Raw genomic sequence first — 15,969 nt, 5'->3', positions numbered from 1 at the left:
GCGCCCGCGCGGGTGGTGCACAGGGTCTGAATGATTGTCATATACCGGGGGTGGACGGGCTTCTGGGGGTCCGTTGTCAGTGGGGGCGTGCAGAATGCGGGAGGAAGAAGAGGAAGCAGACGTGGGGAGAGGAAGGAGTAGCGGATGAGCCGTCTGATCGTGTCGATGCAGGTGTCCATCGACGGGTTCGTGGACAGCGAGGTGCCGGGCAGCGCCTGGCAGTTGTGGAACTGGGGGCCGGAGTGGCCGTGGAGCGGGGATCTGCGGGCGGCGTTCAACGGGTTGCTGGCGGAGGCATCGGGGCTGGTGCTGAGTCGGCCGATGGCGGATGAGGGGTACCTCGGGCACTGGGGGCGGATGGCGCAGGCGCATCCGGATGATCCGGACTGGGAGTTCAGCCGGGCGATCTCGCGGCTGCCGGTGTTCGTGGTGAGTCGGACGGGCCGCCCGGAGCGGGAGTGGCCGCGGACGACGGTGCTCAACGGCGAGTTGGCCGACACGGTGGCGCAGGCGAAGAAGCAGGCCGAGGGGGATCTGGTCTGCTTCGGCGGCGCCGGGCTGGTGTCCGCCCTGCTGCGGGAGGATCTCGTCGACGAGCTCCGGCTGTTCGTCAACCCCGGATTCGCGGGCGCGGGGGCGACGGTCTTCGGTCCTCAGCTCACCGATCGGCGGTACCGGGCGGCCCGTTCGACGGCCTTCGAGTGCGGCGTCGTGGAGACGCGCTGGGTGCGGTGAGGGGAGCGGAGCGTGCGGAGGGTGCGGTGCAGGGGGTACGGGCCGGGCTCCCGCCGGGCGGGCGCGGCGGGAGCGCGGTCCTCAGCCGGCCAGGACGACGGTTTCGGCGGGGCCGGAGAAGCCGGCCAGCTGGGGGGTGCTGCCGGTGGCGGCCAGGCGGCGGTGTTCCTGCGGGCTGATGCCGCGGACCCGCTTGAAGGCGGCGGAGAGGGCGAAGGCGTTGCTGTAGCCGACCTTGCGGGCGGCGAACGCGACCGTGCACTCCGGTTCGCGGAGCAGGTCGGCGGCCATGGCCAGGCGCCAGCCCGCCAGGTACGCCATCGGCGGTTCGCCGACCAGGGCGGTGAAGCGGCGGGCCAGGCCCGCCCTGGACACGCCGACCTTCTGGGCGAGGTCGGCGACCGTCCAGGGGGTGGCCGGGTCGTCGTGCATGAGGCGCAGGACGGGCCCGACGACGGGGTCGTGCTGGGCGCGGTACCAGGCGGGGGCGCCGGAGTCGGGGGCGGCGAGCCAGGCGCGCAGCACGGAGACGACGAGGAGGTCCAGGATGCGGTCCAGGACGAGTTCCTGGCCGGGTTCGTTGCGCCCTATCTCGGCGGCGAGGAGGTGGACGAGGGTGTCGTCGGCGCCGGTGCCGGCCGGGCGGACCAGCAGGGCGGGCAGGCAGGCCAGCAGGCGCTGGCCGATCTCGTGCTCGGCCTGGTAGGTGCCGGAGAGGACGACCGAGGAGGCCTGGTCACCCTCCCTCCCCTGTCCCCAGGTGCGCACGCCCAGCGACATCACCTCGGAGACGTCCACGCCGCCCCGGGTGCAGACCTGGCCCGGGCCGACGATGACGTCCACCGGGGTGTCCGGGTCGTCGGCCACGGTGTAGGGCTCCGGGCCGCGCACGATCGCCACGTCGCCGGGGTGCAGCAGCAGCGGGGTGCCGCGCTCGGGCAGGATCCAGGCGTCGCCGCGGACCATCGTCACCACCGACAGCGGGGCCCGGTCCTCGATCCGCAGCGACCACGGCGGGGTGAGGATCGAGCGCAGCAGGAACGCACCACGGGCCTTGGGGCCGTCGAGGAGTCCCGTCAGAGTGTCCATGACGCCAAGTGTAGACGCCGGGACATTATTTGACGGCTCGTCATTTGAGAGGGTCTTGAGCGATCGAGGTGGCTCGGGCGGCGCGGATGCCGGATGATCGGTACACGGGGCGCACGGGGGTTGACCGGCCCGCACTGACCGGCAGGCGACGGCCGACAGGCGACGACCCGGATGCGGGGGCCGGGATGCGGGGCCGGCAGGCCAGGGCCGATGACAGACGACAGTGGATGAAGTGAGGGGCTACGAAGATGGAACTGGCACGCACACTCACCCTGGTGGCGGCCACCGTCACCTGCGGGCTGACCGCCGGCCTGTTCTACGCCTACGCGTGCTCGGTGATGCCGGCGCTCGCCAGGGTGGAGGACCGGACGTTCATCGAGGTCATGCAGCGCGTCAACGTGGCCATCCTCAACGGCTGGTTCGTCCTCGGCTTCGTCGGCGCGCTGCTGACCACGGGCGCGGCCGTCGCCGTCCACCTGCCCTCGGACGGACACCACGCGCTGGCACCGACCGTCGCCGCCCTGGTGCTGTACGTGGCGGCGATCGGCGTCACCCGGTCCGTCAACATCCCGCTGAACGACGAGCTGGCGGCCGCCGGGGCGCCCGAGCGGATCGGCGACCCGGCGGCGGTGCGGGGCCGGTTCGAGGCGCGCTGGGTGCGGTTCAACGTGGTGCGGGCGCTGCTGTGCACCGGCGCGCTGGCCTGCCTCGCCTGGGCGCTGATCCTGCACGGTCAGGCCTGACGGACAGGGCCGGGCGGACAGGCCCGAGCGGACAGGCCTGAGCAGCACCCGGGCCGGGGGACCGCACGGACGCCTCCGCCCGAGGCATGACCTGGTACGGCGGGCAGGCGGGCACGGCCGGTCGTGGGCGCCTAGGCTGGTCAATGGCGTCAGCGGCGTCAGCGGCGGCAGTGGCGCCAGTGGCGTCGGGCGAGCCACGGAGGGTTCCTTGGGCAGCGCATCGGAGGCCAGTGCATCGGAGACCGGCGGCCCCGTGCCGAGGCTGCGGTTGGACGAGCTGCTGGACGAGCTCCAGGCGCGGCTGGACGCGGCCCGGGGCACCCGCGATCGCGTCCACAGCCTGCTGGAGGCGGTGCTGGCGGTCGGGCGGGACCTGGAGCTGGACCAGGCGCTGAAGCACATCGTGGAGGCGGCGGTCACGCTGGTGGACGCCGAGTACGGAGCGCTCGGCGTGATCGGCGAGGACCAGTGGCTGTCCCGGTTCATCCCGGTCGGGGTCACGGACGAGCAGGTCAGGATGATCGGCTCGCTGCCGGCCGGGCACGGCCTCCTCGGCGAGCTGATCCGCCGTCCGGAGCCACTGCGCATCCCCCGGATCTCCGACCATCCGGCCGCCTACGGCTTCCCCGCGAACCACCCGCCCATGCGGACCTTCCTGGGTGTGCCGATCCGGATCCGGGACAGGGTGTTCGGCAACCTCTACCTGACCGAGAAGCGCGGCGGGGGCGAGTTCGACGCCGAGGACGAGTCGGTGCTGGCCACCCTGGCCGTCGCCGCCGGGGTCGCGATCGACAACGCCCGGCTCTACGACCGGGCCCGGCAGCGTCAGCGCTGGCTGGAGGCGAGCGCCGAAGTCACCAGCAGCCTGCTCTCCGGGAGCGCGGAGCAGGACGTGCTGGACCTCCTACTCGCCCGCGCCGCCGAGATCGCCCACGCGGACCTCGCCGTCGTCGCCCTGCCGCTGCCCGACACCGCGGAGCTGGAGGTGCGGATCGCCGTCGGCCTCGGCGCGGAGGAGCACCGCGGCCTGGTGCTCCCGGTCGAGGGCTCCTTCGTCGGCGCGGCCGTACGCACCGGCGGGCTCGTGGTGAGCCCCGACGTCCAGCGGGACCCGAGGACCGCCGTCGGCCCACCGCGCTGGGAGGGCCTGGGCACGGCCGTCGCCGTCCCCATCGGCACCACCGAGCGCGGTATCCGCGGCGTGCTGATGCTGGCCCGGGCGGCCGGCGCGCCGCTGTTCGACGAGGGCGAGTCCGGGCCGCTGCTGGGATTCGCGGGGCAGGCGGCGGTGGCGATGGAGCTCGCCGAGCGCCGCCGCGACTCCGAGCAGGTGGCACTGCTGCGCGAGCGGGACCGGATCGCCCGCGACCTGCACGACCTCGCCATCCAACGGCTCTTCGCGACCGGGATGACCCTTCAGGGCGCCACCCGCTTCATCGAGCACCCCGAGGCCACCGACCGCGTGCTGCGGGCCATCGACGATCTGGACGAGACGGCCAGGACCATCCGCGCCACCATCTTCGGGCTCCGTCTGCGCGACACCGGCCCGGCGGCGGCCGGTCTGCGCACCCGGTTGGTCGAGGTGGTCGAACGGGCCTCCCGTGCCCTCGGCTTCAGCCCCGCTCTGCGGATGAGCGGCCTGCTCGACGTCACCGTGCCCGCCGACATCGCGGACGCCGCCGTCGCCGTTCTGGAGGAGGCCCTCTCCAACGCCGCCCGCCATGCGAAGGCCCGCTCCGTCGAGGCCTCCGTCACCGCCGGCAGCAACCTCGAACTCACCGTGACCGACGACGGGGTCGGCCTCCCCGAGGGCGGCCGCCGCAGCGGACTCGTCAACCTCGCCGACCGCGCGACCGCCCTGGGCGGTACCTTCACCGCCCGCGCCCGCCCCGAGGGCGGCACCGAACTGCACTGGCGCGTCCCGCTGCCGCAGGCGTAGGCGTAGGCGTCGGACGCAGTAGGCATCGGACGCAATAGGCGTCGGACGCGCCGCAGCGATCAGGCGGATCCCGCTTCCAGCACGTCGCCGGCCGCGAGGCGGGGTGTGGGGGCGCCCTCGGGGCCGTAGCCGAGGCGGATCAGCATCTGGACGTAACCGGGGTGCCGGTGCGGGTCGCGGGCCTCCCGGCGCAGGTAGGGCCACTCCATCGCCTGGTGCAGCAGGGAGGCGCGGACACCGTGGACGGTGGCGGCGAGCAGGACGTGTTCCAGGGCGAGCCCGGCGCGCAGCCAGTCCTCGGGGGTGTCGTGCTCGGTGGTGAGCACGGCGATGCGCGGCTCGCGTTCGAAGAGGGCGGGCGCGTGGTGCTCGGTGGAACGGATGGCGGCGAAGTCGCGCATCGGGAGGCGGCCGGCCGCGTCCTGCGGACCGAGGGCCTCGGCCGGGATGCCGTAGGGCGGTACCGCTCCGGTCCGGATCCAGCTGCGGCTCTCGGTGCGCTGGGCCGGGTCGGTGGCGTTGCGGCGCTCGGCCTCGGCGGTGAGGTGCAGCAGCCGGGCCGTCTGCTCGTGGTCGGGCAGGTGGAGCACGGCGTCCTCGAACCGGGCCCCGGTCGCGAGTTCGTCGAGGACGGCCGCCGGGACGGGTTCCCCGGTGAAGGGCGTGCGGATGGAGTGCCGGCGCCAGATCGCCTCGTACAGCTTCTCGATGCCCGGGACCGACACGGTGGCCGGGGTGTCGAGCCGGACGGTGGCGAGCAGGTCCGGTTCGGCCGGGTCGGGGAGCAGGCGTACGTCGGGCGCCCAGCCGAGGTGGCGGGCGGCGACCCGCAGGTTCAGGACGGCCGCACCGACGGAGATGTGCAGCGCCCGGCCCTGCGGATCGGCGGCCGGGACGGCTCGGTTCCGGTCCGCGCGGACTTCCAGGGTCGAGGTGTCCGGCTGGAACCGGAAGCGCCACGGCTGGCTGTTGTGGATCGAGGGTGCGGCGACCGCCGCGGAGACGAGCTTCTCCAGGGTGGCGGCGTCGAGGGCGAGGGTGGGCATGACCGCCTCCAGGGGCGCGGGGTCAGCCGGAGGCGGGCGGCGGGGCGGCACCGCTGCGCAGGGCTTCCAGGCGGCTGCGGTACTCGTCGGGGTCGATCTCGCCGCGGGCGAGGCGCTCGGCCAGCAGCTGCTCCGGTGCGGGCCGTGCGGGCGTGGTCCAGTCGGGCACGGGCCGATCGGGCGAGGCCGCGGTGGACGTGGGTGCGGTGGACGTGGGTGCGGCCCGGCCGTGCTGCGTCGTCCGGCTCAGGTAGCGGAACAGGGCCACCCCGCCGAAGATCACGAGCGCCCAGAAGAGCAACATGCTCACGGTCATCAGGCCGATCCCCCAGCCGTTCATACCGTGATCGTTCCAGTACATCATCGCCGTCTCCTCGGCCGTGACGGGAGGTGGGTCACCTCCACCGTGCGGCCGTGGTCCGGGGCGGCGCTTGGGCCGATCGGCTCTGTCTCCGGGTCCACCCGGGCACGTCGTTCAGTGCGGGCGGCCGGTGTGGTGCGGCTGCTCGGGTCTCTCGGCATGGGCGGCGAGGACGGCGGCCTGGAGGCGGCGCTCCACGCCCAGCTTGGCGAGCAACCGCGAGACGTGGTTCTTCACGGTCTTCTCGGCCAGGTAGAGCTCCTGACCGATCTGCCGGTTCGTCTTGCCCTCTCCGACCAGGACGAGGATCTCCCGTTCGCGCGGGGTGAGCCCGGCGAGGGCGGCGTCGGTCTCGCTCTCCTCACGGTGGCGCAGGCTCTCCATCAGCTGGTGGGTGGTCGCCGGGTCGAGCATCGATTGGCCGGAGGCCACCGTCCGGACCGCGCTGACCAGGTCCGCGCCCTTGACCTGTTTCAGCACGTAGCCGGCGGCTCCGGCCATGATCGCGTCGAGCAGGGCGTCGTCGTCGTCGAAGGAGGTCAGCATCAGGCAGACCAGGCCGGGCATCCGGTCGCGCAGCTCCCGGCAGACGCTCACGCCGTCGCCGTCCGGCAGGCGCACGTCGAGCACGGCGACGTCCGGGCGCAGCGCCGGCACCCGGGCGAGCGCCTGCGCGCAGCTGCCCGCCTCGCCGACGACCTCGATGTCCGGCTCCGCCTCCAGGAGGTCGCGCACGCCGCGCCGGACCACCTCGTGGTCGTCCAGCAGGAAGACGCGTACGGGCTGGGGCGTGTCCATGGCGTGGTCCCTGGGTGCGCGGGCGGTGACACCACCGATTCTGCGCCGCCGTGCCGCCGGGCGCACCGTGCGGGCCGCGGTGCCGTCAGGCCGGCCCCGCGACACCCGCGACACCCGCGACACCCGCAACCACGGCACCGGACACGACACCGACACCGGCCCCGTCAACGCGGGCAATCTCGGTCAGGCCGGTGCGGCCAGCCGGAGCTCGACGCCGACCACGCCGGGCACGGAGCGCACGAGGCGTTCCAGCACGGGCGCCGCGACGGCGTCGGGCAGGCCGCCGGACAGGGTGATCCGGCCGTTCTCGGACCGGACGTCGGTGTCCACCGCGGCAGTCGGCCCGAGGGTGGCGACCAGTTCGAAGCGGACCCGGTCGGCGAGGTCCCGGTCGTCGCCGAGGTAGACCTTCAGCAGGTCGCCCCGGCTGACGATGCCGACCAGGTAGTCCTCCTCGTCGACCACCGGGAGCCGCTTGTAGTGGCCGCGGGCCATCGCCCGGGCGGCCTCGTTGAGCGGGCTGCCGGGGTGCACGGTGACCGCGGGGACGGACATCATCCGTCCGGCCGTCAGGGCGTCGGCGCGCACCCCGTCGCGGTCCTTGGCGGTGAGCAGGTCGGCCTCGGAGACCACCCCGACCACCCGGCCGTCGCCGGTCAGTACGGGGACGGCGCTGACCTGCCAGCGTTGCAGGGTCTCGGCGACCTCACGGAAGTCCGCGTCGCGGCCGACGGCCACCACCGCGTGGGTCATGACGTCGGCGACGGTGCTCGGTGTGCTGGTCACGGTGGCCTCCTAGGACGCCGCGCGGTAGGCGCGGGGGTGCTCCAGGGCGGGGTCGGTGTCGTCCTCGGACCAGTCGAGGGTGGTGTGGACGGCGACCACGCCGTCCACGGCACGGCAGAGCTGTTCGGTGATCGGGATCATGCTGCGGCGCGGCAGCCGCCCCTTCAGCGTGACGACGCCGTCGTGCACCGCCACCTCGACGTCCTCGGGGGCGAGCCAGAGGGTCTGGCCGAGCACGTCGTGGTTGATCTCGTCCCGGATGGCCGCGTCGTGGCGCAGGAAGACCTGGAGCAGGTCCCGACGGCTGACGATGCCGACCAGGCGGCCGATCTCATCGACCACGGGCAGCCGCTTGACCCTGTGCTTGTCCATGGCGCGGGCCGCCTCGGGCACCGACCAGCCGGGGCGGGCGGTGACGGCGGGGCTGGTCATCAGCCCGCCGGCGGTCTCGGCCTCGGCGCGGGCGCGGTCCTTCGCGTCCAGCCAGCGGCCCGGGTACCGGCCCTCCGGGTCCGGCAGCACGGCCTCCTTGCGGATCAGGTCGGCCTCGGACACCATGCCGAGCGGCCGGTGCTGGTCGTCGACGACGGGGATCGCCGTGATGTCATTGCGGTGGAACAGCGCCGCGACCTCCTTGAACGGCGTGTCGGGCGTGGCGGTGACGACCTCACGGGTCATCACGTCGTTGACGCTGCGGTGCTGCATCGTCCTCACTCCTCCTCCGGTGGTCCCGCCTTCACTGTCCACCCACCGGCGGCCGCCGGACAGGGCCGTACGGTCCCTGCCGCCAGGGGCGGTTCGACCCAGGACCACGCGTCCCAGGACCACGCGTCCGGGCGGCACCGCGCTCGGGCGAGCGGGTGCTCGTCCGATGAGCGGCATAGCCTGAGGACGGGCCCGACGACAGGGCGGGGCCCGACGACGCGGTACGGAGGTGCCGGTGATGAACCCCTTCGTCGTGGTGGGCGTGGACCCGTCGGAGCCGAACCGGGCCGCGGTCGACTGGGCGGCCGAGGAGGCCTCCCGGCGCCGGGCCGACCTGCGGCTCGTGCACGCCCGGGACGGCGGCGCCGACCCGGACGAGGCCCAGACGCTCGACCGCGAGTGGGTGCGGGTCGCCGCCCAGTACCCGGAGGTCACCGTCACGGCCGAGCTGGTGGACGGACCGCCGCGCGAGGCGCTGACCGGGTCGGCGGCGGGCGCGGCGCTCCTCGTCGTCGGTGCCCGGGGGTCCGGGGGCTTCGCCAGGCTCCTCGTGGGCTCGACCAGCCTCCATGCCGCCGCCCATGCGCCCTGCCCGGTCGTCGTGGTGCACCACGCACCGGGCGCCGTGGGCGGGGCCGAGGGCGGCGTGGTGGTCGGGGTCGAGGGCAGGGACGAGGAGAGCCCGGTGCTCGCGTACGCCTTCGAGACGGCGCAGCGGCAGTCGCTGCCGCTGGTGGTGCTCCACGCCTGGAGCAATCCGCTGGTGATGGGCCCCGGGCACGAGGTCCCGCCGGTGTACGAGAAGGAACACGTCGAGGCCGAGCACCAGCGCCTGCTCACCGAGGTGCTGGCGGGCTGGCGCGGGCGGTTCCCGGGTGTCGCCGTCACCACGTCGGTCGTGCGCTCCGGCGCGGCGAAGGAGCTGGTGGCGGCGGCCTCCGGGCACCGGCTCGTCGTGGTGGGTCGGCGTGGCAAGCCGAGCGGGCCGCTCGGCCGGCTCGGCTCCACCAGCCAGGCCGTGGTGCAGCACGCCGAGTGCCCGGTCGTGGTCGTACCGGTGTGATCCGGCCGGACGGCCGTCAGCGGGGCGGCGGCCCGGGGTCGTCGAAGTCGCCGTCTCCGAAGTCGCCGTCGTCGAAGTCCCAGCTGAGCCGGCCGGTCAGCGCGGTGAGGCCGTCGATGCGGGCGATCCGCAGGCAGAGGGCGGCGGCGTCGCCGCGGGTGCGGGTGCGACCGGTGACGGAGACCCGGCCGCGTTCGCAGCGGATGTGCAGCGAGCCGGGCACGAGGCCGGTGCCGGGGGTGAGGGCGAGGGCGAGCGCCTCGGCGCGGATCGCCTCGTCGTCGCGGCGCAGGGCGTCCAGCAGGTCGTGCGCGGAGAGCAGGCCGATCAGCCGGCCGCCGCCGTCCACGACGGGCAGGTGGTGCAACGAGTTCCGGCTCAGCAGGGTGACCGCCGCGGCGACGCCGGTCTCCTCGGTGACGGTGATCGCCGGCGTGGTCATGAGGTCGCGGGCGCGCAGGTCCCGCTGCGGATCCTGCTGTGCGTAGGCGGCGAGGAGGTCGGAGGCGGCGACCACGCCGGTGACCGTGCCGTCGGCGGAGACCACGGGCACGATGCCGCGTCGGGAGGCGCTCAGCACGGCGGCGACGGTGGCGAAGTCGGTGTCCGGGGTGACGGCGACGCCGACGGGGAGCCCCGTGCCCGACGGCCGGGGGCGGCTGATGCAGGCGCCGACCGTGGTCCGGCCCGGGGGCCGTACGGGTCCGGAGGCCGGGAAGGTGTCGGCCGGCGAGCCGTCGAGGATGCTGTGCTTCACGGTGCTCACGTCCCCTCGGCCGCCGACGGGCGGCGGAGTCGTCGCAGGTAGGGGTCGAAGGACGGCCGGGGTTCGAGCCGGACCCGGGCGTCCACGCAGGCCGCGCCGTCTGCGCGGAGGATGACGGGGTTGAGGTCGGCCTCGACGAGTTCCGGGAAGTCCTCGGCGAGCCGGGACAGCCGGGCGAGGACGGACCGCACCGCGGCGAGGTCGACGGCCGGCCCACCGTACTGTCCGAACAGCAGTGGCGCGCTGCGCAGTTCGGCGACCATCGTGGTCAGGTCGCGCTCGCTCAGCGGGGCGAGCCGGGCCACCCGGTCGGCCAGCACCTCGGTGGCGGTGCCGCCCAGTCCGAGGACGACCAGCGGGCCGAAGACCCGGTCCTGGACCACGCCCGCGAGCAGTTCCACCCCGGGCGTGGCCATCGGCTGGACCACCGCGCCGGCCAGCTCCGGGCCGAAGCGGCGGGTGAACTCGCGGTAGGCGGTGCGCACGTCGGCGTCGGTGGCGAGGCCGGTGCGGACGGCGCCCGCGACGCTCTTGTGCACCTGCCCGGGCCAGTACGCCTTCAGCGCCACCTTTCCCTCGTACCCGAGCCGGCGCAGCCCGGCCGCGGCGGCGACCGCCGTGTGCTCGTCGCGGGCCCACACCGTGGTGGTCAGCGGCAGCCCGTAGGACTCCAGCAGCTCGGTGGTCGACACCGGGTCGAGCCAGCCGCCCTCGGGGTGGGCGGTGAGGAAGCGCTCCACCAGGGCGCGGGCGGTCCGCCGGTCACAGTCCGGGGCGGCGGCGGGCTCGGAGAACGGTTCGGCGAGCCAGCGGGCGCGGTCCCGGGCGTGGCCGAGGGCGCGGGCGGCAGCCGCGGTGTCCGAGTAGACCGGCAGCACGCCGCCGTCGGCGCAGCCCAAGTAGCGGACGGGGACCTGCTGGTCGAGCAGGACGGCGGCGACCGGGACGCGGCGCCTGGCCGGTCCCTCCAGCAGCGCGTGCAACGGGTCCTGGTCGCGACCGGTGCGGAGCGCCGTCGGCGCCAGGCAGACCAGGATCGCGTCGATGTCCGGCTCGCGCTCCAACGCTCGGAGGAAGTGGGCGAGTTCGATCGGATGCACGGCCGCCGTGGTGTCCACCGGGTTCCGGACGGAGGCGCCGGCGGGCAGCAACTCGGCGAGGTGCTCCGGGAGTTCGGGCACCATCAGGCCGGCCTCGGCGCAGGCGTCCGCGGCCAGGACGCCGATGCCGCCCGCGTTGGACACCACGGCGACCGCGCCACGTGGGGCGGGCAGCGGCTGGGCGTGCAACAGGGCGGCAGCCTCGACGAGTTCGTCGATGCTGCGGGCCGCCGTGATGCCGGCCTGCCGGAACAGCGCCTCCCGGGCGACGGTGGGGGTGGCGGCGGCCGCGGTGTGCGAGGCGGCGCCCCGGCGGCCGGCGGTGGAGCGCCCGGCGTCGACCGTGAGCACCGGGATCGTGCGGGTGACCCGGCGGGCGGTACGGGCGAAGGCGCGCGGGCTGCCGAAGGACTCCAGGTGGAGCAGCGCCAGGTCGGTGCGGCCGTCGGCCTCCCACCACTGGAGCAGGTCGTTGCCGCTCACGTCGTACTTGTCGCCGAGCGAGACGAAGCTCGACACTCCGACGCCCAGCCAGGCCAGCCGCTCCAGCAGCGCTATCCCGACCCCGCCGCTCTGCACGGCGACCCCGGCGGTTCCGGGCCTCGCGAACGCCCCGCCGAACTCGGCGTCCAGCCGGACGGCGGGGTCGGTCTGGGCGAGGCCGAGGCTGTTCGGGCCGACCACCCGCATGCTGTACCGGCGGCAGGCACGCATCAGCCGCCGGGCGTCCTCGCGGCCGAGTCCGGAGGTGAGCACCGCCAACGCCCGGACGCCCGCCCGGCCGCACTCCTCCGCCACCTCCCCCACCGCCGCGCTCGGGACGGCCAGCACGGCGAGGTCCGGCACGGCCGGCAGCGCGCCGACGGACGGGTACGCGGGCTCGCCGTCGATCTCCCCGCCGTGCGGGTTCACCGCCCAGACCGCTCCGGTGAAGCCGCCCTGCCGGATCTTCCCGAGAACGGTCCGCCCGACCGTGCCCTCCCGGCGGGACACCCCGATCACCGCCACCGAGGCCGGGCGCAGCAGCGCCGCCAGGCTCGCCACGTCGGCGCGGCGGCCGCGCTCGTCCACCGCCGTACGGTAGCGCTCGTCCGACTCGTCCAGCGGCACCCGGACCCTGACCTCGCCCTGCTCGACGTGGTGCTGAACGGGCAGGCCGAGGCCGGCGAAGACCTGGTGGACGGCCCGGTTGCCGAACAGGGTGTCGGCCTCGAAGAAGCGGATGTCGGCGGCCCGTGCGGCGTGCAGGAGGTGTTCCAGCAGCAGGGTGGCGACGCCCCGGTGGTGCCAGCGGTCGGCCACGGCGAGCGCCAGCTCGGCCGTCGCCGGCGGGTCGTCCAGCAGCTCGCAGTCCGCCTCGCCGATCAGTTCCCCGCCCGCCCAGGCGCCGAGGGCCAGCAGGCCGGGGCGCTCCGGCCCGCAGAGGCGGTCGGCCGCCTGTGTCGGCGCGTTGCGGCTGGCCCCGAAGAACCGCATCCGGCGGCTCTCCTCGGACATCCCGTCGGTGTGCAGGTCGAGGACGGCCCGGTGGTCCTGCGGGCCGAGCGGCCGGATCTCGACCGTGGTGCCGTCGGCCAGCAGCGCCTCGACGGCGGTCTGCGGCGGGTGGACTGTGGACATGGTGGGCATCTCCTCGGTCGTGGGCCCCGTGCTGCGCTTCCAGCGTCCACACCTGGTCCGGCCCCGGGGAGGGCCGTCCGGCCCCGCTGGTGCCGCCGAAGGGCATCGAAGCGGTGTCGGGCCCGGCAGGGTCCACCGGATGGGCCCTACGCGTCCGGCACCACGGCGACGGGGCATTCGGCGTGGTGCAGGACGGCGTGGGCCACCGGCCCGAGCCGACCCACCGGCAGGCAGCTCCGGCGGCCCAGCACCACGAACCGGGCCTTCGCCGAGGCCTCGACGAGCACCTGCCCCGCGCCGCCCGGCTCGCTGTCCTGGATCACCGGCACGTCCGGGTGCGCGTCCTGCCAGCGTGCGAGCGAGGCGGCGAGCAGTTCGCCCTCCGAGCGTCGCAGGCGTTCCCGTCGGGCCGGATCCCCCGGCGGCCAGGCGTGCAGCGCGCGCAGCGGCAGGCCGTGACGGTGGGCCAGGTCGAAGGCGAACTCGAGTGCGGCCTCGGCCGGCCGCCGGGCGTCCACCCCGACCAGGACGGCGTCCTGCGGGGCCGGACCATCCGCTCTGGGCACCACGACGACCGGACAGCCCGCTCTGGCCGCGACGTGGAGGGCGGTGGCCCCCACCCGCAGCCCGGAGAAGCCGCCGTCCCCGCGTGCGGCCAGGACGAGCAGCTCGGCGTCGTCCGCCGCCGCCACCAGCGCCGCGGTGGCGACGTCGTGCACCTCTTCCGCCCAGACCCGCAGCTCCGGATGGCGGACGGCCAGCACGTGCCGCACCTCCTCCAGCACGCCCCACTGGCCGCCCCGGGGCCGCGTGTCGCGCCCCGCCAGCAGGTGCGGCATGAACGGCAGGGCGTGCAGGACGCGCAACGCGCGCCCCCTCAGCAGCGCCTCGTCGGCGGCCAGAGCCGCCGCCCGCAGGCTCTCCGACGAACCGTCGACCCCGACGGTGACGGGGAGGTCCATGACCACCATCTCCTCTCGACGCGTGAACGGACGGGCCGCTCACGATGGGCGCCTCCATCGTCACGCTCCGCACCCGTCCGGCGACAGGACCGACCGGTGCCTTCGGGCCGGGACCACCGACCCCACGGCCGGGGACCGTTCGTCCTCGGCCGTGATCCTCCGGGGCGGGGTTCACCACGCAGCAGGGCCGTCGGTCCCTGGTCCGGCCGCCCCCCGTCCCGGGCGCGGGAGGCCTGCGGGTCCCGCGCCGACGTGCGGCTTCCGGGTCCGGAGCCTTCCGGGCGGGGCGCGTCCGGCGCAGGGCGCGTCGCGCCGGCGCGCGCTGACACCGCACAACCAGCAGGGACCAGTGGCCCGCGTCCGGGTCCATCGGGCCCTGTGTCGCCGTCAGCTCCGCCCGCGAGAGTGTCCAGGGCCGCCACCAGGCGCCGCCCCTCCGCGCGGCCGTCGCGCCCCTGATGAAGGAGTTCATGGACATGCGCAGCGCTTCGCGACCCACCCGGCCCACCGCACCCGTGCGTCCGGGGCGGCGTCACCTGCGCCGGGCCCTCGGCGTCGAACGCAACCCGCTCGGCCGGCCGGTGGACCGGTCCCGCAGCATCGCCCTGGTCCTGGCGGCGCTGGCCTTCGCCCTGGCCGCGGCGGCGAGCACCGGCGTCTCGCTGGTCGACCTCGCCCACGGCCGACGGAGCGCCGAACTGACCACGGCACACCGGCACCAGCTGGACGCCGTCGTCCTCTCCCCCGCACGGCTGGTGATCGGCGGCGCCTCCGCGACGCACTACCGGGCGACCGTCAGGTGGACGACGGCGTCCGGGCAGCACGCCACGGGTCCGGTCGACGTCAGCTGGCCCGCCCAGACCGGCACCGTCACCCGCGTCTGGGTGGACGACGAGGACCGGGCCGCCCCCGCGCCGCCCAGCCCGTCGGACCTCACCGCCCAGGCCGTCGCGCTCGGCCTGGCCGTGCTGGCCGCCCTCGGCGTCCTGATCGGGATGGTCCTCAGCGCGCGGCTGAGCGTGCTGGACCGCCGGGCCGACCGCCTCTGGCAGCGTTCCTGGACCCGGTTCGAACCGGTCTGGACCGGCCGCGGCACTCGCTGACCGCACCGACCTCGCCTCCACCCCGTCCGCCCCTCGCACGGCTCTCGATCTCGATCTCGACGCCGGCGGCAGCAGGCCGCAGGAAGGATCCGGAAATGCCGGGACAACCTCTCGACGACGGCATCGCGCACGCGATCGTCGCTGCGGCATCCGCCGCCCCGTCCATCCACAACTCGCAGCCCTGGCGGTTCCGTCTGGACGCGCGGCAGCGTGTCTTCGAGGTGTTCGCGGCGGAGCCGCACACCCTGCCCGACCCGGACCTGGACGCCCGGGCGGTCCACCTCTCGGTCGGCGCCGCCCTGTGCAACCTCGCGGCGGCAGCCGCCCACCTGGGCTGGGAACCCGTGGTCCGTCTCCTCCCCAGGCCCGACGTCCCCGGTCTGCTGGCCACGGTCCGGCTGGCAGGGGCTCCGCGCGCCGCCCGGCTACGGCGGTCCGACCTCTACCGGGCCATCTGGCGCCGTCGCAGCAGCCGCCTGCCGTTCTCCCCGACCCCGGTGCCCGAAGCCGTCCTCGCCGAGCTCGCCGAGGCCGTCCGGTTCGACGGCGCGGAACTGCACCGGCCGGGCCGTGCCGAGCGCACCCGGCTCCTCGGCCTGACCTCCGAGGCCGAGGAGCGCGCCACCGCCTGCCCGGCACGCAGGGCGGAGAGCCTCCGCTGGCTGGCCACCCCCGGCGGGGCCACCGGCCTGCCGGCCTACGCCCTGGGCCTGCGGGACTCCGCCGGCCACCTGCCGATGCGCGGGTTCGCCGGCCCTCCGGACGCCCTGCCCCGGGGGCGCGCCGAGTTCGAACCCGACCCCCAGTTGTTCCTGCTCACCACCCGTCTCGACCGGCCGGTGGACTGGCTGCGGGCGGGCCAGGCCCTCCAGCACGCGCTGCTGCTGCTCACCCTCCACGGCCTGCGCGCCTCGATGATGCACCAGGCGCTGGAGTGGCCGGACCTCCGCAGCCGGATGGCCGGCGCCGAGCACGAGCAGGTCACCCCGCAGATGCTGCTGCGGATCGGCTACGGACCGGCCGGCTTCCCGACCCCCCGGCACCCCACGACCGCCCTGCTCGAACGGACCGCGGCCCCGTCGGCCGTACGCACCCCGGTGGCCGTACGGTGACCGGCCGCGATCCGTCCGCCGGTCGGCGCGGCCGGGACGGT

General features: G+C 75.2%; 15 protein-coding genes. 6 read left to right on the top strand and 9 right to left on the bottom strand.

The features are described from left to right. Positions 1 to 144: 144 nt before the first annotated feature. The gene (locus ABTY15_RS32935; protein ID WP_350603698.1) at positions 145 to 735 is read left to right on the top strand and encodes a dihydrofolate reductase family protein; all 591 of its coding nucleotides are present in this window, start codon (positions 145 to 147) and stop codon (positions 733 to 735) included. An 81-nt stretch (positions 736 to 816) separates the two neighbouring features. Here ABTY15_RS32935 and ABTY15_RS32930 read toward each other — a convergent pair whose 3' ends face one another. Beyond that, complete coding sequence (locus ABTY15_RS32930) at positions 817 to 1,824, bottom strand: AraC family transcriptional regulator (RefSeq protein ID WP_350603696.1); 1,008 nt, start codon at positions 1,822 to 1,824, stop codon at positions 817 to 819. Positions 1,825 to 2,072: 248 nt separating this feature from the next. On the opposite strand from ABTY15_RS32930, the gene ABTY15_RS32925 reads away from it, so the two are divergent. Both ABTY15_RS32925 and ABTY15_RS32920 read left to right on the top strand, forming a co-directional pair. After that, a complete protein-coding gene (locus ABTY15_RS32925; RefSeq protein ID WP_350603693.1) occupies positions 2,073 to 2,567 on the top strand; it encodes an anthrone oxygenase family protein in 495 nt (164 codons plus the stop codon). Between the two features lie 208 nt (positions 2,568 to 2,775). After that, positions 2,776 to 4,506, top strand: coding sequence for a GAF domain-containing sensor histidine kinase (locus tag ABTY15_RS32920; protein WP_350603687.1), 1,731 nt, complete (start codon positions 2,776 to 2,778; stop codon positions 4,504 to 4,506). 59 nt (positions 4,507 to 4,565) lie between these two features. On the opposite strand, the gene ABTY15_RS32915 is transcribed toward ABTY15_RS32920, so the two are convergent. The 5 genes from ABTY15_RS32915 to ABTY15_RS32895 form a co-directional block, all read right to left on the bottom strand. Further along, on the bottom strand, positions 4,566 to 5,552 hold the full coding sequence (locus ABTY15_RS32915) for an Acg family FMN-binding oxidoreductase (RefSeq protein WP_350603683.1): 987 nt from the start codon (positions 5,550 to 5,552) through the stop codon (positions 4,566 to 4,568). Between the two features lie 22 nt (positions 5,553 to 5,574). Further along, positions 5,575 to 5,868: an SHOCT domain-containing protein gene (locus ABTY15_RS32910; RefSeq protein WP_350603678.1), complete on the bottom strand. Its 294-nt coding sequence runs from the start codon at positions 5,866 to 5,868 to the stop codon at positions 5,575 to 5,577. Positions 5,869 to 6,027: 159 nt separating this feature from the next. Continuing rightward, a complete protein-coding gene (locus ABTY15_RS32905) occupies positions 6,028 to 6,711 on the bottom strand; it encodes a response regulator (protein WP_350603676.1) in 684 nt (227 codons plus the stop codon). Between the two features lie 183 nt (positions 6,712 to 6,894). Next, positions 6,895 to 7,497, bottom strand: coding sequence for a CBS domain-containing protein (locus tag ABTY15_RS32900; protein ID WP_350603673.1), 603 nt, complete (start codon positions 7,495 to 7,497; stop codon positions 6,895 to 6,897). A 9-nt stretch (positions 7,498 to 7,506) separates the two neighbouring features. Then, positions 7,507 to 8,202 carry a CBS domain-containing protein gene (locus tag ABTY15_RS32895; RefSeq protein WP_350603671.1) on the bottom strand — a complete coding sequence of 232 codons (696 nt, stop codon included), beginning with the start codon at positions 8,200 to 8,202 and terminating at the stop codon, positions 7,507 to 7,509. Between the two features lie 238 nt (positions 8,203 to 8,440). On the opposite strand from ABTY15_RS32895, the gene ABTY15_RS32890 reads away from it, so the two are divergent. Then, a complete protein-coding gene (locus ABTY15_RS32890) occupies positions 8,441 to 9,265 on the top strand; it encodes a universal stress protein (protein WP_350603667.1) in 825 nt (274 codons plus the stop codon). Positions 9,266 to 9,281: 16 nt separating this feature from the next. Here ABTY15_RS32890 and ABTY15_RS32885 read toward each other — a convergent pair whose 3' ends face one another. The 3 genes from ABTY15_RS32885 to ABTY15_RS32875 all read right to left on the bottom strand — a co-directional run bounded on the left by ABTY15_RS32885 (position 9,282) and on the right by ABTY15_RS32875 (position 13,713). Beyond that, on the bottom strand, positions 9,282 to 10,031 hold the full coding sequence (locus ABTY15_RS32885) for a CBS domain-containing protein (RefSeq protein WP_350603663.1): 750 nt from the start codon (positions 10,029 to 10,031) through the stop codon (positions 9,282 to 9,284). Continuing rightward, on the bottom strand, positions 10,028 to 12,751 hold the full coding sequence (locus ABTY15_RS32880) for a bifunctional acetate--CoA ligase family protein/GNAT family N-acetyltransferase (RefSeq protein ID WP_350603659.1): 2,724 nt from the start codon (positions 12,749 to 12,751) through the stop codon (positions 10,028 to 10,030). Before ABTY15_RS32880 ends, ABTY15_RS32885 begins: the two co-directional genes overlap by 4 nt. Positions 12,752 to 12,897: 146 nt before the next feature. Then, positions 12,898 to 13,713 carry a universal stress protein gene (locus ABTY15_RS32875; protein WP_350603657.1) on the bottom strand — a complete coding sequence of 272 codons (816 nt, stop codon included), beginning with the start codon at positions 13,711 to 13,713 and terminating at the stop codon, positions 12,898 to 12,900. A gap of 476 nt (positions 13,714 to 14,189) precedes the next feature. Here ABTY15_RS32875 and ABTY15_RS32870 point away from each other — a divergent pair, with 476 nt between their 5' ends. Further along, the gene (locus tag ABTY15_RS32870) at positions 14,190 to 14,816 is read left to right on the top strand and encodes an Rv1733c family protein (RefSeq protein WP_350603654.1); all 627 of its coding nucleotides are present in this window, start codon (positions 14,190 to 14,192) and stop codon (positions 14,814 to 14,816) included. Between the two features lie 95 nt (positions 14,817 to 14,911). Continuing rightward, a complete protein-coding gene (locus ABTY15_RS32865) occupies positions 14,912 to 15,928 on the top strand; it encodes an Acg family FMN-binding oxidoreductase (protein ID WP_350603652.1) in 1,017 nt (338 codons plus the stop codon). Positions 15,929 to 15,969: the final 41 nt, after the last annotated feature.

The organism is Kitasatospora sp. NPDC097643 (assembly GCF_040302625.1).
Lineage (GTDB): Bacteria > Actinomycetota > Actinomycetes > Streptomycetales > Streptomycetaceae > Kitasatospora.
This window is presented reverse-complemented; position numbering and strand designations above follow the sequence as displayed.